Source organism: Roseovarius litorisediminis (assembly GCF_900172295.1).
Lineage (GTDB): Bacteria > Pseudomonadota > Alphaproteobacteria > Rhodobacterales > Rhodobacteraceae > Roseovarius > Roseovarius litorisediminis.
Genome location: NZ_FWFL01000013.1, coordinates 22,039 through 41,498, shown reverse-complemented (window position 1 = coordinate 41,498; position 19,460 = coordinate 22,039). Strand labels below are relative to the sequence as shown.

The 19,460-nt window shown below is 57.4% G+C and carries 18 protein-coding genes; 1 reads left to right on the top strand and 17 read right to left on the bottom strand.

Features of this window, described 5'->3' with window-relative positions:
• Positions 1 to 98: 98 nt before the first annotated feature.
• The 11 genes from PEL8287_RS18305 to PEL8287_RS18255 form a co-directional block, all read right to left on the bottom strand.
• Positions 99 to 356, bottom strand: a complete 258-nt coding sequence (locus PEL8287_RS18305; RefSeq protein WP_139837861.1) for a helix-turn-helix transcriptional regulator — start codon at positions 354 to 356, stop codon at positions 99 to 101.
• Between the two features lie 163 nt (positions 357 to 519).
• Positions 520 to 1,707 (bottom strand): tyrosine-type recombinase/integrase, encoded by a 1,188-nt coding sequence (locus tag PEL8287_RS18300; protein WP_085893888.1) that lies wholly within the window; start codon positions 1,705 to 1,707, stop codon positions 520 to 522.
• A 278-nt stretch (positions 1,708 to 1,985) separates the two neighbouring features.
• Positions 1,986 to 3,092, bottom strand: a complete 1,107-nt coding sequence (locus PEL8287_RS18295; RefSeq protein WP_085893887.1) for an NAD(P)/FAD-dependent oxidoreductase — start codon at positions 3,090 to 3,092, stop codon at positions 1,986 to 1,988.
• Positions 3,089 to 4,108, bottom strand: a complete 1,020-nt coding sequence (locus PEL8287_RS18290; protein ID WP_085893886.1) for a histone deacetylase family protein — start codon at positions 4,106 to 4,108, stop codon at positions 3,089 to 3,091. Before PEL8287_RS18290 ends, PEL8287_RS18295 begins: the two co-directional genes overlap by 4 nt.
• Positions 4,109 to 4,591 (bottom strand): GNAT family N-acetyltransferase, encoded by a 483-nt coding sequence (locus PEL8287_RS18285; protein ID WP_085893885.1) that lies wholly within the window; start codon positions 4,589 to 4,591, stop codon positions 4,109 to 4,111.
• Positions 4,592 to 4,593: 2 nt separating this feature from the next.
• Positions 4,594 to 5,520, bottom strand: a complete 927-nt coding sequence (gene kce / locus PEL8287_RS18280; protein ID WP_085893884.1) for a 3,5-dioxohexanoate:acetyl-CoA acetone transferase — start codon at positions 5,518 to 5,520, stop codon at positions 4,594 to 4,596.
• Positions 5,521 to 5,533: 13 nt separating this feature from the next.
• Entirely contained in the window at positions 5,534 to 6,877 is a 1,344-nt protein-coding gene (locus PEL8287_RS18275) for an aminotransferase family protein (RefSeq protein ID WP_085893883.1), read from the bottom strand.
• Positions 6,874 to 7,947 carry an ABC transporter ATP-binding protein gene (locus tag PEL8287_RS18270; RefSeq protein ID WP_085893882.1) on the bottom strand — a complete coding sequence of 358 codons (1,074 nt, stop codon included), beginning with the start codon at positions 7,945 to 7,947 and terminating at the stop codon, positions 6,874 to 6,876. The genes PEL8287_RS18275 and PEL8287_RS18270 overlap by 4 nt, the downstream gene beginning before the upstream one ends.
• A 69-nt stretch (positions 7,948 to 8,016) precedes the next feature.
• Complete coding sequence (locus tag PEL8287_RS18265; RefSeq protein ID WP_085893881.1) at positions 8,017 to 9,186, bottom strand: ABC transporter substrate-binding protein; 1,170 nt, start codon at positions 9,184 to 9,186, stop codon at positions 8,017 to 8,019.
• A 25-nt stretch (positions 9,187 to 9,211) separates the two neighbouring features.
• Positions 9,212 to 9,997, bottom strand: a complete 786-nt coding sequence (locus PEL8287_RS18260) for an ABC transporter permease (RefSeq protein ID WP_085893912.1) — start codon at positions 9,995 to 9,997, stop codon at positions 9,212 to 9,214.
• Between the two features lie 10 nt (positions 9,998 to 10,007).
• Positions 10,008 to 10,880, bottom strand: a complete 873-nt coding sequence (locus PEL8287_RS18255) for an ABC transporter permease (protein ID WP_085893880.1) — start codon at positions 10,878 to 10,880, stop codon at positions 10,008 to 10,010.
• Between the two features lie 76 nt (positions 10,881 to 10,956).
• On the opposite strand from PEL8287_RS18255, the gene PEL8287_RS18250 reads away from it, so the two are divergent.
• Complete coding sequence (locus tag PEL8287_RS18250; RefSeq protein WP_217807694.1) at positions 10,957 to 11,931, top strand: LysR family transcriptional regulator; 975 nt, start codon at positions 10,957 to 10,959, stop codon at positions 11,929 to 11,931.
• A gap of 58 nt (positions 11,932 to 11,989) precedes the next feature.
• Here the strand turns inward: PEL8287_RS18250 and PEL8287_RS18245 are convergent, their stop codons facing one another.
• The 6 genes from PEL8287_RS18245 to PEL8287_RS18220 form a co-directional block, all read right to left on the bottom strand.
• Entirely contained in the window at positions 11,990 to 13,582 is a 1,593-nt protein-coding gene (locus PEL8287_RS18245; protein WP_085893879.1) for an FMN-binding glutamate synthase family protein, read from the bottom strand.
• Positions 13,583 to 13,932: 350 nt separating this feature from the next.
• Entirely contained in the window at positions 13,933 to 15,036 is a 1,104-nt protein-coding gene (locus PEL8287_RS18240; RefSeq protein WP_085893878.1) for a mandelate racemase/muconate lactonizing enzyme family protein, read from the bottom strand.
• 11 nt (positions 15,037 to 15,047) lie between these two features.
• Positions 15,048 to 16,664, bottom strand: coding sequence for a GMC family oxidoreductase (locus PEL8287_RS18235; protein WP_085893877.1), 1,617 nt, complete (start codon positions 16,662 to 16,664; stop codon positions 15,048 to 15,050).
• A 1-nt stretch (position 16,665) separates the two neighbouring features.
• Positions 16,666 to 17,490, bottom strand: coding sequence for an ABC transporter permease (locus PEL8287_RS18230; RefSeq protein WP_085893876.1), 825 nt, complete (start codon positions 17,488 to 17,490; stop codon positions 16,666 to 16,668).
• Positions 17,490 to 18,374 carry an ABC transporter permease gene (locus PEL8287_RS18225; RefSeq protein WP_139837860.1) on the bottom strand — a complete coding sequence of 295 codons (885 nt, stop codon included), beginning with the start codon at positions 18,372 to 18,374 and terminating at the stop codon, positions 17,490 to 17,492. Before PEL8287_RS18225 ends, PEL8287_RS18230 begins: the two co-directional genes overlap by 1 nt.
• A 7-nt stretch (positions 18,375 to 18,381) precedes the next feature.
• Positions 18,382 to 19,458, bottom strand: coding sequence for an ABC transporter ATP-binding protein (locus tag PEL8287_RS18220; protein WP_139837859.1), 1,077 nt, complete (start codon positions 19,456 to 19,458; stop codon positions 18,382 to 18,384).
• Positions 19,459 to 19,460 lie beyond the last annotated feature (2 nt).

Genomic DNA, 19,460 nt, shown 5'->3' with positions numbered 1-19,460 from the left:
CCGTGGTTTTGGCGCACTGCGAAAACTGCTATAAAGCAGTTATTCCAAACACTTCGTGACACGCCTAACCCGGAGCGGGGACTCGACCCTCGCTCCGGTTACTTCACTTCGTGCGACCGTGCCCATTCAAGCACAGCGTCACGGTCATATCTGAGGGTGCGGGCGGTGATGTGCAGGTAGGGAGGCCCCTCTCCGCTTTTCCGCCACTCGAACATGACGTCTTTCCCAACGCCAAGAAATTCGGCGCATTCGGGCGTTGTCATGAGTTTTGGACCGACACCGATGCGGGTCAGTTGATCGGCCAATTGACCGACAGTATCGCGTAAAGCGCGGATTTCGTCTGATGGAGTAGTCAAAGGATTCGCCTTTCGTGGCGTTGCCTTCGACCGGGTGCTTATGCCTTCGCGCTCAGGATCGCATTTGCTTAAGGCCCGCGACGGGCGTTAATCCTGACCTCTGCACCACGGCCTCATCTCACGGAAGGACGCGTGTGAGATGGGGCGTATTAGAATTGCATCATTATGCGCCGCTTTTGATCCGTTCAAGTACGAAAGCAGGTGTTATCCCGCATTCGGTGCAGATGCGTTCGGCGATCAGGTTTGCGTCGCCGTGGTTGGCCGAACCTTGGTCGTAAATGTCTTGAACCTTCTTCGCCGTGTCACCGCGCAGTTCGTCGATAACGTATTCAGGAAGTCGGGCGCGGCGGGCAGCGGTAGTGAACAGGCGGCGGCAATCATGCTGTCGCAATGCCTTCATGGGGCGTTCCTTACCGTGGTATTTCTCAACACCGCGAGTCCGGGCCGCAAGCTGGCCGATATGGCCCGTGTTTGACCGGGGTGTGTCAGCAGGGAACACAAACCCCTCGCGATGCGGAAGGCGCGTCAGCGCCGCGCACACAACGTCTGAGATCGGGAATGTGCGGTCGAGGCCGTTCTTCATGGCGGTCAGCTTGATTGTCTTCTTGTCGAGATCGACTTGATCCCAGTTTAGCGTGCGGACATTGATCGAACGGAAACCCGTGAACAGCATCAGCAGCCACGCTGTTCGATGCACAAGGCTGTTGCACTCGAAGATCAGGTCGATTGCAGGCCATTGCTCCGCCGGATCAAACTTCACGTTGTTCGACGGTTTGTATTTCTTCGCGCCTTTCACCTTGAGGTCAGCAGACACGTCAAAGCAGCGGCGGACAATTGAGGCACGGCGGAATGCCATTTTGATGATCTGAACGAGGTGCTTTGCCGTCGAGACGGTCTTGCCGCTGATTGCGGCCTCCATCATTGGTAACGTGATCTGCTCCACTGGTTTCGAGAACAAGTCGTCGAGGTGGTTTGCTATCTGGAGCCTGTAGTTCGCGACGGTCTCAGGTTTTGCATCTGACTGGGCGGCATGGGACTCGAAGGCGTCGTGAAGTGTCGCGATGTTTGTCGCCTTCGCGTCTGTGCCTGTCTCAAGTTCCTCGATCTTGTCGCGTGCAATGATCAATGCCTTGTCGCCGTTTACGACTTCCGGCCAGTCACCGAGTTTAATTGACCGCACCTTGCCGCCGATCCGCTTCGACAAAATCCACACCTTCGTTCGCGCTCCAACAGCAAGGCGCAACCCCTTCAAGGCATCGCCTTTGTGCGAATAAAAGTCGGTGCCTGCCTGCGGGTTTTTGATCTTCGCAATTGCGGGTCGGGAAGTCAGGTTCGTTTCCAATCGGGCCATTCTGCAACATCCTCTGCAACATTAATCACCGATTACATACGATCTAATGCGATTATGACCAACTTGTTTTTTGTTGCAGAGCCGTATTTACCTTATATTTACAACACGATCACCGATCTAACCCGATTACCTCCCACCGTAGACCAATCCCCTGTTAATCAATTGGTCGTAGGTTCGATCCCTACCGCCGGAGCCAATAATCTTAACATCTCCAGAAGCTTACCGCGGTTTGATGATGTTGAAGTTGATGGCATTTCCAGCTTTTTGCAGATCGATCACTATCGGAATCGATTGGGCGACAGTGAAGCAGCCATTTTTTCTGTAAGATCATCCTGGGCCCCGGTGCAAATGGCGCGCGTCAATGCGGCAAGGGCCGGAGACGTCTGGACGCCGTAACCGCCCTGCCCCGCAAGCCAGAAGAATCCATGGGCTGCAGGGTCAAAGCCCACAACCGGCGTTCTGTCGGGGGCGAAACTGCGCAGCCCGGCCCAGCTATGCGAGGGTTTGACAATCGGCACATCCACCATTTGTTCAAACCGATACAACCCTTCCGCCAGCACCATGTCATCGGGCCAGGCATCCTGCGGGTCGACCGGGTCTTCGTCCGCTGGCGAGATCATCAGCCGATTCCCATCGGGTTTGGCGTACCAGCCCTGGCCCCCTTCCGAAACCGACCCGAAAAGCGGCCAGTCCCGGACCGGCCCAACATCATCGGGCACCGCCATCAATACGGCAGATCGGCGCATAGGTTGCAGATTGACGCCTGGCACATCTGCCATGGCCGCAACGTGATCGGCCCAGGCCCCGGCGGCATTCACGATGATACCCGTGGTGAAATCATTGTCGCGGGTGGTCACACGCCACCCCGTGCCGTTCTGCTGGATATCGGTCACGGGCTGACCTGTTAGAACCGTGCCGCCGCGATCCCGCAACAACCTGTTGCAACCCTGCAGCAGACGATCGACATCAATATCCTGTGCATCCCGCTCGATCACGGCCGCCGCAATTTTTTCCCGGCGCAGCACGGGTACGAGTGCATGCGCCTCATCCGCTGTCAGCTGATCGACATCCGAGGCGCCCTTTAAGTAGTCGGCTAGGGAATCAAGCTCGTGCTCCTGAACCACCAGCAATTCACCGCGCACCGACAGCACGCTTTCGCCCAGCAGATCGCCTGCAAGGGCGGGATAGGCTGCGGCATTCAAGGCACGCAGGGTTGCGTTACCGTAATTACGGATGAAGATGGCGGCCGAGCGCCCGGTGGAATGATAGCCCAACTGTGGTTCGGACTCGAGCACGGTCACGCGCGCATCTTGCGCCAATGCGGCGGCAGCACTGATTCCAGCGATACCTCCGCCGATAACGATTATGTCGGGTGAGGTGCTCATGCGTTTTGGAACCCCGATAGGGTGCTGGTCAGGTTATCGGCCAAAGCCTCGGACAGATAGCCGCCCTCCTGGACGAAAAGCGTTGGTATGCCCACTCTGGCTATGGCGGCGCCAATCCGCGCGAAACCGGGGGTGGAAATGGCCAGTCCTTTGAACGGGTCGTCGACATGGGCGTCCAGGCCAAGCGCCACCACCAAAGCATCACAGCCAAACGCCTGAATGCGCATCAAAGCAGTTTGCAGGGCCTTGAGATAGTCATCGTCTCCGGTGCCGCGTGGCAGCGGCAGGTTGAGGTTGTACCCCAACCCGGGCCCGGCCCCGCGTTCCTGCGCAAAGCCCCAGAAGAACGGATAAAACCGTTCAGGATCGGCATGGAGCGAAACGGTCAACACATCTGCCCGTTCATAGAACATGCCCTGAGTGCCATTCCCATGATGCACATCCACATCCAGAATGGCAGGGCGCAAGCCCTTGGCACGCAGCCGTTCGGCAGCGATGCCCGAGTTGTTCAGGAAACAAAAACCACCCGCCAGATCACCAAAGGCATGATGCCCCGGAGGGCGCGACAGGACATATGCCGGCGCGCCACTGGCCAGACAATCTGCCCCGGCGATGGCGGACTGGGCCGACCAATAGGCTGCCTCCCACGTATGTTCGGCAATTGGGCAGGCGGTGTCGGCCTGATGATAGCCGGCCTGCCCCACGGCGGATTTAGGATAGCCATCACTGCGATTGGCGGGGTGGATATTCGGGATCACTTCGTCGCCTGCACCGTCAATCCGGCGCCAGCGGCTGTAAATGTTCTGCAGAAAGGCGATGTATTCAGGCGAGTGCACCGCAGCGATTGGCCCAAGGCCAAAATCCTCGGGGGCCTCGAAAACACACCCCGCCGCTTCGGCCCCGGCACGCAGGCGATTGATACGCTCGGGCTGCTCAGGGCTGGGCAGCACCGCGCCATTGGCCATGAAATGCTTTGGATCATGCTTGCTCTGGCGGTCATCAAAAAAGGCTTTCATTCACATCCCCATCAGCTTCCTGAGCGGCGCGCCCGACAGGGCCAGCCCGGTTTCACCAGTTACGGTTTCAAAGCCCAGCTTTTCATAAAAGGCCAGGGCCGGAGCATTGTCATTATAGGCCGCCAGCCGGATATAGCCTGCCTGCCAGAGATCCTCGGCGTATTTAATTACCTTTGCCAGCAATTGCTTTCCAAGCGCCTGACCTCGCATTTCTGGCGATACCCACAGGTCAGAAACATAGACGCCCGCACAGCCCCTTACTGTTGAAAAGACCGGGGAAAAAAGCGCAGCGCCCAACGGGGTGGCCCCATCTGCATGGCGCGCAATCATCGCGTGACAGACGGGGTATTCACCAAACAGCGCGGTTTGCAGCGTGGCCGCCCCAGCTCGGTGTGTGTCGCCCATCCCGGTGGAAAGTTGGTTCAGTGCTGTATCCAGAAATGCCAGAGTGTCGGAATTGACGGGTTCAATCAGAATCTTCATGTTCAGACCGCGATCTTGTCCGCGCCTTTCAAGCCAAGCATGGCGCGCGCATCTGCTGGCGTGGCGACGGTGTGACCCAGCCCTTCAATGATCGCACGCACCTTCTCGACCTGCTGCGCGTTTGATCGGGCCAGCACACCACGCTCTATCATCAGGTTGTCCTCCAGCCCGACACGCACATGGCCCCCCAGCTTGATCGCCTGTTCGGCCATCGGAAGCTGATGACGCCCGGCGGCAAGCACCGAGAACATGTACTCGTCTCCAAAAAGCGTATCGGCCAGCCGGATCATATGGGTCAGAGTTTCAGGATCCGGGCCCATCCCCCCCAGAACGCCAAACACGAACTGTATGAAATATGGGGCCTTGATCAATCCGCGATCCGCAAAATGGCGCAGCATGTAAAGGTGACTGATGTCGTAGCATTCAAACTCGAACCGCGCGCCGCGCTCCTGCCCCATGCGGGTCAGTATGCCGGCAATATCGCGAGGGGTGTTCTTAAATACCAGATCATCGGTGTTGCGCAGAAACGGCTCTTCCCAGTCAAACTGCCAGTCGCGTTGTTTTTCAGCCATCGGGTAAAGTGCAAAATTCATCGTACCCATGTTGAGCGAGCACATCTCAGGGCAGAAATGCAGTGCGGCCTTCAGCCGGTCATCCAGTGTCATGATCGCGCTGCCGCCGGTTGTCAGGTTCAGAACAGCGTCGCATTCGCTCGCAATTTTTGGCAGGAACTGCGCGTAATGCGATGGATCACCCGAGGGGCGCCCGTTTTCCGGATCACGTGCGTGCAGGTGCAGGATGGTTGCCCCTGCGTTGGCCGCCCCCACGGCCTGGCTTGCAATATCTGCAGGCTTGTATGGCAAATACGGGGACATCGACGGCGTATGAATCGAGCCGGTCACAGCGCAGGTGATGATCGTCTTTGACATCGCTGGGGCCTTCTCAGTTGGATTTCATTAACTCAACAGGCAAATCGGCCACGAATTCGGCCAAAGAGGTATCAAGCAAACCTATTATCTCTTGCAGTTGCACCTCGGTGGTGATCATCGGCGGGCACACCAGAAAATGATCACCAGTCAAACCGCCGCGGGTTCGGCGGGAATAGATGATCAACCCGTTGGCATAGGCGATATCGACCAACCTGTTGTAGGCGTTCAGCCCGGTGGGCAGCGGCGTTTTGGTCTGCCGGTCCAGCATCAGTTCAAACGCCATCAACAGGCCCTTGCCGCGGACATCGCCGATGATCGGGTATTTCTGCATCAGATCGCGCAGATGCCCGGCCAGAAGATCGCCCATCCGGGCGGCGTTGCCTGTCAGGTCGTTGGTTTCAATTTCGTTAATCACCGCCAGCCCGGCGGCACAGGCCAGCGGGTTGCCGGCATAGGTATGGCCATGGATGAAGCCGCCCGCATCCAGCACTGCCTCGACCATGTCATCGCGGGCGATAACAGCACCAAGCGGCACGTACCCGCCGCCGAAACCTTTTGAAAGACAGATAATATCGGGCACCGTATTCCAATGGTCCGCACCGAAAAAGCGGCCCGTACGCCCGCCGCCACTCATTACCTCGTCATGAATAAGCAACACGCCGTATTGATCACAAATCTCACGAATGCGCTGCATATACCCGGCTGGCGGCACCAGTGCCCCGGTCGACGCGCCGCCGACGGGTTCGACAATAAAGGCCAGCACGGTTTGAGGCCCCTCGTCCAGAATCTTGTTCTCAAGCATCTGGGCATAGTGCAGTCCGGTCGCCGGATCATCTGGATCAAGCCCGTCCAGATAGGCACGAGGCGCAGGGATTTTGGGCATGGCGCGCATCATCGGATCAAACGGCGCCGTCATGGGGGCATAACCGGTAACCGCCAACGCCCCAAGGGTTGATCCGTGATAACACGGCATACGTGAAATGACCTTGTAGCGCTGTGCCTCACCCTGGGTCAGGGCATATTGCCGGGCCAGTTTCATCGCGCTTTCGGTGGCTTCCGACCCCCCCGAGACAAAGAAAACCCGGTTCATTCCGTCCGGTGCCAGTTCGGCGGCACGTTCGGCCAGCGACTCAGACGCTTCGGTCTGGAAATGCAAACGATACCCGAAGGTCGAGCTTTCCATCTGCTTGCGCATGGCATCCAGCACATTTGGGTTTGAGTGGCCGATATTACTGACCATCGCCCCGGACGAGCCGTCGATATAACGCTTGCCCGTGGTATCCCACATATAAATGCCGTCAGCGCGGTCAAGTTGCGGACGCTCAAGACGGGTTTGATAGAAAAGACGGCTTGTCATTCCTGCTTATCCTCGGGCAACGCGCTGCAGGCGTTGGGGTTAAGCGACAGCGAAACGGTTTCGCCCGCTAAAAAAGGTTTCTCGTCAATCATGTTCATCGCCTGCATCTGGGTATCCCCCACCCGCAGGAAATAGCGGGCAAGCTGGCCCTGATAATCGACGGTTTCCACCACGGCCTCGGCGCCGGAATTGCCTTTGGGGCCAAGGGTCAGTTTTTCCGCGCGGATCATCAGCTTTGCGCGTTCTGCCTGTCCCAGCGTCGCAGCATGGGACAATGGCACGGCGGTCTTGCCGAATTCCGGGGTTTCCAGAACAACATGGTTTTTGTCACGCCCGACTACCTGTGCGTCCAGCAGGTTTGAGGCCCCCAGGAACCGGGCCACAAAGGCGGATGCGGGCCTGTTATAAACCTCTTCCGGCGTGCCAATCTGTTCAACCTGACCGGCGCTCATGACAATGATCTTGTCCGACATCGCCAGGGCTTCGGATTGATCGTGCGTTACAAATATCGACGTCACTCCGATGCGATCCTGAATCGCCTTCAACTCGACCCTCATATCCTCTCGCAGATTGGCATCAAGCGCCGAAAGCGGCTCATCCAGCAGCAGAACATCGGGTTCAATCACGATGGCACGGGCCAGCGCGATGCGTTGTTGCTGACCACCAGACAACTGGCTGGGATACCGGTCTTCGACACCGGGGAGACGCACAATATCAAGCGATTCCTTGATCTTGCGGGCAACATCTTCCTTGGGCACATCGCGATACTTGAGCCCAAAGGCGATATTCTCACCAATGGTGCGGTGCGGGAACAATGCGTAGTTCTGGAAAACCAGCCCAAGGTTCCGTTTGTGGATGGGCACGTCGTTGATGCGCTTATCGCCAATAAGGATGTCGCCGCTGGTGGGTGTTTCAAGCCCCGAAACCATGCGCAAGATCGTGGTCTTGCCGCAGCCCGAAGGCCCCAGAAGCGTGGTGAACGAGCCTTCTTCAAACACCACATTGGCGCGGCTTACTGCCTGCACGGCTCCGAACGTTTTGCGCAGATCAACAAGTTGCACACGTGCCATTTTAAAATTCCATATGAAAGTTTGGGGAATGGGCCGCCGTCAAAAGCGGCCCATCCGGAAAGAGAAAACTCAGCCGCCCTTCTGGACGCGGTTCCACATCTTGCTTTGTTCTTTTTCGACCGTGTTCCATTTGGCCGGATCACGGAAAACAAGGCTGTCCAGTTTGCCGGTCGGATCGAAAGCGGGCAGCGCCTGCACTTCTTCGGGCATCGGAACTTTGGTCGGATCAAGTGACGAGGGATATTTTTGCCCTGCGGCCACAGCGATGGCGGTTTCAGGATCTAGCATGAAGTTCAGCAGTTCCTCGGCCTCGGCCATGGGCGACCCTTTGAGCACGAACATGGTTTCCATCCAGGCCAGACCGTTGGGCGGATCCATATATGCGATCGGATGGCCTTGCGCCTGAAGCGCAGCGACGCGGCCTGACCAGGCCTCGGTCACATAGATTTCTTCCTTGGCCAGAAGATCCATCAATTCGGCGCCTGAACCCCAGTATTTCAGCACCAGATCGCGGTGTTCGCGGGCCTTCTCCCAGACCGCATCCCAATCCTGAATGTCGTTCGGGTCCTGATTGGTCTGCAGGGCACCATACCAGGCACGGTTGGCCCAGTCGCCACCCCAGCCGCCGATCTTGCCTTTCAATTCTTTATCCAGAAGCAAGGCAGCGCCCAGTTCTTCGGCCTTCTCTTTGGAAACGTATTTCGTGTTATAAGCGATCCCCGTGGTACCATAGTCATAGGGCACAGCGGACAAGCCATCGGGCGTGATCTTGCGGAAGGGTTCGATCATCGCAGTCATGACATTGGCCATGTTGGGGATGTTGGCCTCGTTCAGCACCGTATGAAATCCGTTATCAACCCAGCGTTTATACCAGGTCACCCCCGAATTATGCAGGATGTTGTGGCCATTTGTGTTGCCCGCGGCCTTGACCTTGGTCAGCACCTCGTTTTCACCACCAAAGGTGGCATCGATCACCTTGTTGCCGGTGGCGGCTTCGTAAGGATCAAAGGCGTTCTTGCGCAGGGCTTCGGATACAACACCACCCCAGCCTTCGAAATTCAACTCGGTGCCGGCCGCACGAGCCTGCTTGGCCATCGCGGTCATGATCCCGCCGGACAGGCCGGTGTACAGGCCTGCGGCCCCAAGCAAGCCAAAGAACGAACGGCGGTCCATGTCGCCATTTCCCATCCTTTCGCGCAGCTGCTCATAGCGTTTTGTATCGTCAACTTTTTTTGTCATTGGTAGTCTCCCTTTGAGGTTGGTATTATATTTTCTTGCGTGAGAAATAACGCGCCAGCCCTCCTGCCAGCAGCGGTACGCCCACGGTAATGCAGATCATCACGAACCCAAGTGCATTGATCTCGGGGCTGACAGAGTTGCGCAACATGCCAAAAATCTGGGTCGGCACGGTTTCCATTCCTGCAGGCCGCCAGAAGATAGTAGCGGTTATATTGTCAAACGAAATGGTAAAGGCAAAAAGGGCACCAGCAAAAACCGCAGGCAGCAAAAGCGGCAGCGTAATCTGGAAAAACGTCTGTAGCGGGCTGGCCCCCAGCGAGCGCGCGGCCTCTTCATAATCCTTGCGGATACCGATCAGCCGCGCCTGCACGACCAATACCACGAAAGGCAGCGCAATAATCGAGTGTCCAATCAGCAACAGGGCAAAACTACGCGGCATGTGCAACCAGCGCATAAAGATCAACAGCCCCACTGCCAGCACGGTTTCAGGCACCAGTACGGGTGAGATCAAAAAGGTCGTGATCCACTGCTTGCCGCGAAACTGGTAGCGTACCAGCGCCACGCTGGCGAGAATGCCAAGCGTTGTCGCGATCAGCGCGGTCAGCAGCCCCAGCATGACCGACGTGCGCAAAGCACGGATGATCGCATCATTCTCAGCCAGCGCATAAAACCAGCGCAACGAAAATCCTTCGATCGGGAAACCGCCAAATTGCGACGAGTTGAACGCCAGAACCAGCACGACCATGATCGGCGCGAACATGAAGGTATAAACCAGGACGGTGTAGAATTTCAGCAGTGACCAGACCCGCATGACCGCCCCCTCACCCAAATGCCTTGGCCAGCTGATTCATCCCCATGAACCGGCTGTAAATCACGACAACGCTGCCCAGAATGAACAACAGGGTGAATGAAAGCGTGGCGCCCATTGGCCAGTTCAGTTCAGTCACAACCGCATCATAAACCAGGTTGCCAAACAGGAAATCACTGGGGCCACCCAGGATAAGCGGCGTAACATAGCTGCCGCCGGTCAGCACGAACACAAGCAGGCTACCCGCTGCGAGCCCCGGCAGAGACAACGGCAGCGTGACCTCGCGGAAGGCCTGCCATGGCGTAGCGCCCAGCGTGCGCGCTGCGGGCTCAAGATTGGTATCAATCCCTTCAAGGCTGACATAGATATTCAGGATCATGTAAGGCAGGAAGACGTGGATGAAGCCGACGATCACCGTAAACTCGGTATACATGATCTGGATTGGCAGATCTCCCAGACCTAGCAGGTTCATCAAACCGTTAAGGGCGCCCTGATTGCCGAAAATATGAATCCAGCTGAGGGTACGGATAATGAAACTGATCCAGAATGGCAGGATCAAAAGCAGCAAAAGTAACCATTTATGACGGTAACGGGTCATCGCGATGACATAGGCCGGAATATAGCCCAGCACCGCTGCCAGCACGGTCACGATAAACGACAGGCGCAGTGTTTTCCAGATTGCCGTATGATAATAGCTGTCGGTCAACAGTTCCTCCCAGTTTCCGAACTGAAAGGCGGGAACATCTACCGCAAGGTCGATATTTTCATAGAACGAATAGACCAGAATGAATGCCATCGGGATCACCACCAGCAAGGTTATGAAAACCAAGGCAGGTGATAACAAAATCCAGGGACGGCGGTCGGCAGGCAGGCTTTGATCTGACAAATGTATTTCTCCCTGTTTAATCTATTGCACGCATTCGGAAAATTGACCAAATTGATACTTAAAATGTATAGGATTAATGAAATCAATGTCCTTCGATATCGACACGAAATTTGCCTTCCAGCTTGACTGGAACCTGCTGCGCACCTTTCTGGTTATCGCCGAAGAGGGCAGCATCACCCGCGCCGCTCACCGCCTGCTAAGGGGGCAGCCGTCGGTCAGCCTGGCACTGCAACGACTTGAAACCGAACTGGGCTGCCGCCTGGTTGATCGGGGCCATGGGACATTCAGGCTGACAGCTGCAGGGCGTCAGTTACATTCGGAATGTACCGAGATTTTTTCCGGCGTGGTGCGTCTTCCGGAACTGACCCATGATGCCGAGCAGGAAGTATCGGGAGAAATCAACATCATGCTCGCCAGCCACGTGGTGACGCCGCTGCTGGACGATGAATTAAGCGCCATGAGTGCAAACCATCCAAAAGTACGCTTCAATCTCCGGATTGATACCAGCGCGCGGGTGATCCACAGCGTCCGCGAACGCCTGGCCAGCTTTGGCATCTGTCTGGTCAGCCGCAAATTTTCTGACCTGGATTACGATCACATGTACCGTGAATTCTTTGGCTTTTATTGTGGCCCTTCGCACCCGCTGTTTGGCTGCGAGGGGCTGACGCTGGCTGATTTGCGGAATTACCCAGCCGTGTCATTCGATACCGATGATCTGAATGATGCACTGCGTCCGGTTGCCCTGCTGCGCAGCAAATGGGGGCTTGATTATGATATCGTGGGCCGCTCGTCTCAGCTTGAAGAGGTACGTCGGATGGTCCAGTGCGGGATGGGCATTGGTTCCCTGCCCATTCACGTGGCCGCGCCGGACGTGGATCGAGGGTTGCTTTGGCGTCTGCCACCCTATGACGACCCGCCTCAGGTGGATATCTTCATGGTGCTCAACCCTCGCAAACGCCTGAACCGTGCCGAAGCGTTGTTTGCTGGCAACTTACGAAACAAGATCCAGGAACTGCCGCTTAGTGCACGTACCTACTCGGCGGATACATGAAACGGCCGTCAAAACGACAAGCGACCTTGAAACATAGAAATAATGCTACACGCCTTCCTTACGTGGCGCTGGCAAATGATCCGGATTGAGCAGCACTCCAGTATTTCGCAAATGCCGGATGTACAGCATCGTTTGTCTCAAGATCCCCGGTTTCCAGCCACAAATACTGGCTGGCCGCCGAGCGTGCCTCGCGGCTGTTAATCCGGATCATAAGGTGGTCTGGCGTAAATTCCGAAGGATGGGAAAGCCCGGACGATTCCACGGCTTCCTTCAGCGCTTTCATCGTATTTTTGTGAAAGTTAGCCACTCTGGTGCTTTTGTCCTGCACAACCAACGCCTTGTATCGGCCCGGTTCCTGGGTCGTTACCCCGGTCGGACACTTCCCCGTATGACAAGCCTGAGCCTGGATGCATCCGATTGAAAACATGAACCCACGGGCGACATTGCAACTGTCAGCCCCCAGCGCAAAAACCCTGCACATGTCAAATGCGCTGATCAGTTTGCCTGACGCGACCACTTTGATCTGATCGCGTATGCCAAGGCCGACCAGCGTATTGTGAACCAGCATTAGCCCCTCGCGAAGCGGTGCACCCTTGTGATCGGCAAATTCGACAGGCGCGGCCCCGGTTCCGCCCTCGGCTCCGTCAACGGTAATGAAATCAGGACTGATACCAGTTTCCTTCATCGCCTTGGCAATCGCGAACCATTCCCATGGATGTCCGACGCACATCTTGAAACCAAGCGGCTTGCCTCCTGAAAGAGACCGGAGCCGATCAATGAATGAACACAGCTCAAGCGGTGTCGAAAAGGCGCTATGGGCGCTTGGGCTAACACAATCGGCGCCCACCGGAATGCCACGCGCTGCGGCGATTTCCTTGGTAACCTTGGCGCCCAGCAGAATTCCACCATGGCCGGGTTTTGCCCCCTGAGACAGTTTGATCTCGATCATCTTCACCTGATCGTCTGCTGACGTGTCCGCAAATTTTTTGGGATCAAATACACCACCCTCCGTGCGGCACCCAAAATAGCCACTGCCGATCTGCCAGATCAAATCGCCGCCATGCTTGCGATGAAATTTTGAAATCGATCCTTCACCGGTCGTATGGGCGAACCCCCCTGCCTTTGCCCCCTGGTTCAGGGCTTCGATGGCATTGGGCGACAGCGCCCCGTAAGACATGCCCGAGATGTTCAGGACCGACCCCTGATAAGGCTTTTTGCAATTCGGACCGCCGAAAGTAACTGTAAACGGCGCCTCAGGAAGGTGCTGAGACGCGATCGAGTGGTTGATCCATTCGTGCCCCACCTCATTCACATTGCGCAGTGTACCGAACGGTCGAAGCCCTTCCATTCCCTTGGCACGCCGATAGACCAGCGCACGCTGTTCCCTCGAAAATGGCGTTTCCTCGTGATCGCTTTCCAGAAAATATTGGCGTATTTCGGGGCGGAAATGCTCAAACAAAAACCTAAGCCGGGCCACAAGCGGGTAATTCTTCAAAACCGCACTTTTGTTCTGAAAAAGATCATAAAGCCCGACAAGCGACATAAGCAGGGCAAGGCCGGACAAGGCCCCGCCCCAGAAAGGCGCAGGAATTGACAAAAGCAGGCCCGCAGGGACCAGCAACATCACAATCAGCAGGGGAACATAACGCATGATATTACTCCAGATAATGAAAAAAGTAACGCATTGTCTGGCCCCTACGTCAAGTTATCGCCCCCGCATGAGGCGAAACAAAGGGCTGTTTGACGCCATTGGTTACTTGCGAAACGCGGAGCAATCGATTGGCGCAATTGATTTCACCTAAGACCGCAAGTCGCAGGGTGATGTCGAAATCGGTGTAATCAGATGCGGTTTGTCCGGATTCCACTTTCGCACCGTTGGATGCAAGATCTGCTGCGAAAGTGCTTCAAAACGATTTACCCTGATCCAGCCGGTTTCCTCGTCCAGAGCAATATTATGGGGCCTGCCGCAAGCCCCGGAAACAATGCCCGGGCCTTGTTTGTTCAGGGCAGGTCACTGATCTGATAACTTGACCTTGCCAGCCATTCCGGATCGATTTCGACGCCCCAACCGGGCGTGTCGGTCACACGCGCATGGCCATCTTCGATTGTGTAAGGGGACTGCACAAAGAGACCTTCCTGCCAAGGGTAGTAATCCGCACCTTCGATCGAGAACTCCAGATATTTGCCAGCATTGGGGATGGCACGCAGAAGGTGCATGGTAAAGAGGGTGACCAACGACCAGTTGGCGCAATGCGGGGTGACCGGCAGTCCGGCGGTGCGGGCCATTTCGACCACTCGCATCGTGCGGCAGATACCGCCAAGATACAGGATATCAGGCTGCACGATATCGACCGCCCGCATGTCGATCATCCGCTTCCATGTCGGCAGGTCACAATCCTGTTCGCCGCCCGTCACATCAATATCCAGCGCGTCGGCGACCTGTTTGGTTTGCTCCAGTTCCCAATAGGGACAGGGTTCTTCATAGTGGCAAAAACCGTGATCCTGCAGGGTATGGCCCACTTCGATGGCGCGTGTCGGCGAATAGCAGCTGTTGGCGTCGATCAGCAGATCCACGTTGTCACCCAGTTCGCGGCGCATGGTCGGGATGATTTCCTCGGTCCGGCCGGGCCATTCATCGGCGTTGCGGCCCACTTCGGCCCCTGCCCGCACCTTGAAGGCGTCAAAGCCTTGAGTGTCGCGCAAGTGTTTCAGGCGCGCGGCCTCATCCGCAGGGGTAATGTCGCGTTTCATCGACGACGCATAGGCGCGGATAAGTCCCGGCGTCCCGCCCAACAGTTCGGCCACGGGTTTGCCCGCCTGTTTGCCGCGCATGTCCCAGATCGCAGTATCAAGGCCCGCCATGGCCCGGCGCAGGTACGAGCCGGGAAATTTATGCTCGCGCTCGGCCACGATATCAAGAAGGTCATCCAGATCGGTGGTGTCCTGCCCCAACGTCCAGGGTGCGACCTGCCGGTGCAGCACCTGACAGGTGATGTCGGAATGATAGGTGGAAACCTGCCCCCAGCCCTGTGATCCATCCTCGGCTGTGACCCGCACAAAGCCGACGGCCTGATTGGTGAACGTTTCGATTGATTTCAGTTTCATGAAAAACCCTTTCAGCCTTTGGCGTCTTGTAAAATAAGGTCCGAGGCGCGTTCGCCGACCATGATGGCAGGCGCGTTGGTATTGCCGGTGGGGATGGTGGGAAAGATCGAGGCATCGGCCACGCGCAGGCCTTGAATGCCGTGCACCCGCAGGCGCGCATCCACCACCGATACGCCTGCATCGCGACCCATGCGGCAGGTGGAACATTGGTGAAAAACGGTCCAGGCCTTTTGCCGGATATAGGCCGCGATCTGGTCGTCGCTGGTGATATCCGCGCCCGGTGTCATCTCGGATTCGATCACCGATTGCAGGGCCGGACTGCGTGCGATCCGACGCATCAGGTGGATGCCTTTAAGCATCATTGCGCGGTCATATTCGGTATCCAGATAGTTGGGGTGCAGCTCGGGCGCTGCCATCGGATCGGGCGAACGGATTTGCAGATAGCCGGTGCTGGTCGGTTTGCAGGGGCTAAAGCCCATCAGAAAGCCGCGAAACGGGTCGGGGTTCATCAAAGGCCGTACGCCGACGGGCGCGCGGGTATAGCTGACGGGCGAGAAATAAAGTTGAAGGTCGGGGCCAGGGGCCTCCGGGTCAAGCCGCACAAAACCGCCGCCCTGATTCAGGCTGAGCGACAGAGGGCCTTTGCGTGTCAGAATATATCGCAGGCCCGCGCGCAGCTTGCCCAGCATCGGGCGCAGTTCCTGATTAAGCGTCGGAACAGTGGCACGGTAGTAGATATCGCTGCCCAGATGATCCTGTAAATTGCGGCCGACATTGGGGGACTCGGACAGCACCTCAATCCCGTGGTTTTGCAAAACAGCACTGGGGCCGATACCGGACAGTTGCAGCAGTTGCGGCGAGTTGATGGCCCCGCCACAAAGGATCACTTCAGCGTGGGCATGGGCGGTTCTGGTCTGGCCGTTTTGGCGGTATTCCACGCCCACCGCGCGCGTGCCGTCAAACAGGATGCGGGTGACATGCGCCCTGGTTTGGATATCAAGGTTGCGGCGCTTTTTGGCGGGCCATAGATAGCTGCGCGCGGCCGAGGCACGGATGCCGCCGCGGGACGATATCTGATAGCAGGCGGCCCCTTCCATATTGGCGGCGTTGTAATCGGGGTTGGTGGCGATCCCCGCCTGTTCTGCGGCCTCAAGATAGCTGCGGGTCAGGGGATGGACCTCATCCTTGACGTCGTGCACCGCCTGTGGGCCACCAGTGCCGCGGGTGGGGTTGGCCGGGCCGTCCCAGTCTTCCATGCGGTGAAAAACCGGCGCGACCTCGTCCCAGCCCCAGCCGGGGGCGGCGGCCCCCCATTCGGCATAGTCGTTTGGGTGGCCACGCACCCAGACCATCGCATTGATCGAACTTGAGCCGCCCAGCACCTTGCCGCGCGGCCAGTAGGAGCGCTGGTTGTCAAGGTTTGGATCAGGCTCGGTCGTGTAGCGCCAGTTCACGGACGGATCGTGAAAGACCTTGCCATAGCCAAGCGGCATCTGAACCCAGAACGTCCGATCAGACCCGCCCGCCTCAAGCAGCAGCGCGGTGTATTTTCCACTTTCCGTCAGGCGGCTGGCCAGCGCTGACCCGGCAGAACCGGCCCCGACAATCACATAGTCAAATTGCTGCACGTTATTTTCCCGCAGGGCCACGCCCAAAAAGTTGCGCCAGGACCATCATCAGCGATGTCACCACGATCATGATGGTCGAAATGGCGGCAATCGTCGGGTCGATCTGATCGCGCAATGCGTTGAACATGTTGCGCGTCAAAGTCGGGTTATCGCCGCCCGAAATGAACATGGCAATCACAACTTCATCAAACGAGGTGAGAAACGCCAGAAGTGCCGCCGTGACCACCGCAAAGCGTATCTGCGGCAGGGTGACGGTGACGAACGCCTTCCAGCGCGGGGCACCAAGGCTGCGGGCTGCCAGTTCCTGATTCATGTCATAGCTTTTCAGCGCCGATCCGGTGACGATCACCACCAGCGGCAGCGCCAAAATGCTGTGCGCCAGCACCAGCCCGGTCAGTGAATAAAGCAGGTTGAGTTTGACAAAGGCATAAAACGCGCCGATTGCCACCAGCACCACCGGCACCATCATCGGCGTGATCAGCAGCATGAAGGCCAGTCGCACCAGTGCGATGCGCGAGGTATGCAAGCCGTAGGCGGCGACCACACCCACCGGGGTGGCCACCAGCATGGTCAGAAACGCGGCCTTGAGAGAGGTCACCGTGGCCTGCATCCATTCGGGTGAGGAAAAGTAATTGTCGTACCAGCGCAGCGACCATTTCTCTGGCGGAAATTCCAGATATTGCGAGTCTGAAAAAGACATCGGAATCACGATCAGCGTGGGCGTCACCAAAAGTATCATGATGAGGATCGCAAAGGCATAAAGCCACAGCCGCTGGCCATGGGTGATCTGCGTTTCCGACGCAGGACTTTTGAGCCAGTTGAGCATCAGTGTCCCCCCCCGGTCATCGCCGCGAGGTTCACGAACCGCGAAGCGATCCAGAGGATAGCCATGGTCAGAACCAAAAGCACCACGCCAAGCGCGCTGGCAGCCCCCCAGTTCACAAAAAGCTCGATGTTCGAGACGATTTTCATCGACACCATGATCACCTTGCCACCGCCCAGCACCGCCGGGGTGACGAAGAACCCAAGACACAGCACAAATACCATCAGTGACCCGGCAAAAAGCCCGGGCGTCGAGAGCGGAAAGAAAACTGTCCAGAACGCTTTGCGAGGGCTTGCGCCAAGGTTCGACGCTGCCTTGAGGTAATCGCGGTCAATCGCCTTCATCGCGTTGTAAACCGGCAGGATCAGAAACGGCAGCATGATATGGACCATGCCGATCAGCGTGCCGGTCATGTTGTGCACGATCTTTATCGGTTCGTCCCACAGGCCAAGCGAGATCGCCCAATCGTTCACCAGCCCCTTCTTTTGCAGCAAGACAAGCCAGGCGTAGGTGCGCACCAGAAGTGATGTCCAGAACGGCAGCAGAACGGTGATCAGACAAAGATTGGCCAGACGGCTGGGCAGTTGCGACAGGAAATAGGCCAGCGGATAGCCGATCACGATGCAGATACCCGTGGTCAGCAGGCTGACCTGAAAGGTTGTCATGAAAATCCGGAAGTAGGATTTGCGTTTGATCATGCGGGCGTAGTTTTCCAGCGAGAACTGCCCGTCGGCGCCGACAAAAGACACATAAAACAGCCAGCCAACGGGGATGACCAGTATAACCAACACCATCAGCAGTGCGGGCGAGCTAAGGCCGAAAAGTTTTAGTTTTTCCAGATGCCCATCGCGGCGCAGACCTGCGCGGTTGGTGTCTGTCGCGGTCATGGCCATGTCAGTGATCCCCGCCGTCGATCAGGATGGTGTCGGCGGGATCAAGCGCCAGTGTCACAGGGTCGCCCACGGCAGGCAGGCCGGTGACGGTACCGCCCCGGATCGAGCCGCGCAGGCTGATCTCGGACCCGTCGGACAGGCGCGCATACATCAGATAGCTGTCGCCCTGATACACTACTTCCGAGGCCGTGGCGTGAAAGATATTGGCATTATCGGCGCTGTCTGCTCCGGCAAGCCGCAACCGTTCGGGGCGCACCATCAGGGCCAGCGTCGGGGTGTCAGGCAGGGCGCCCGAATGCATGAGAACAGTGTCGCCATAGAGCACCTGACTGCCCTTACGGGTAACCGGCAAAAATGTGGAATCGCCGATGAAGTCAGCCACAAAGCGATTGGCCGGGCTGTCATATAACTGCTGCGGCGTGGCAAGCTGCATGATCTTGCCGTGGTTTACCACCGCGATCCGGTCCGACATCGTCAGCGCCTCGCGCTGGTCGTGGGTCACGTAAACGGTGGTCATGCCCAGTTTTTCGTGCAGGTGGCGCAATTCGATCTGCATGCGGTCGCGCAACTTCTTGTCCAGCGCCGACAGCGGTTCGTCCATCAGCAGGATGCGCGGCTCAAACACAATCGAGCGGGCCAGCGCCACGCGTTGTTTTTGCCCGCCCGAAAGCTGGTCAATCCGCCGGTCGCCGTAGCCGCCCAGCTGCACGGTATCCAACGCGCGCTCAATCCGGGCGGCGGCCTCGGGTTTTGGCACTTTGCGCAGGCGCAGCGGATAGCCCACATTGCCCGATACGGTCATATGGGGAAACAGGGCATAGTTCTGGAACACCATGCCGACATCGCGCAGATGCGGGGCCTTGCGGATCACCTCATCAGGTCCGAATTTCAGGCTGCCGTTGTCGGGGCGGGTGAACCCGGCCAGCACCATCAACAGGGTGGTTTTGCCCGAACCGGAGGGGCCAAGCAGCGTCAGAAATTCGCCGCTTTGCACATCCAGTGACACGTCATCCAGCGCATGCACCGCCCCGTATTTCTTGGTAACGTTGCGGATGGTAATGGGCAGGGCCTGGGTCAATT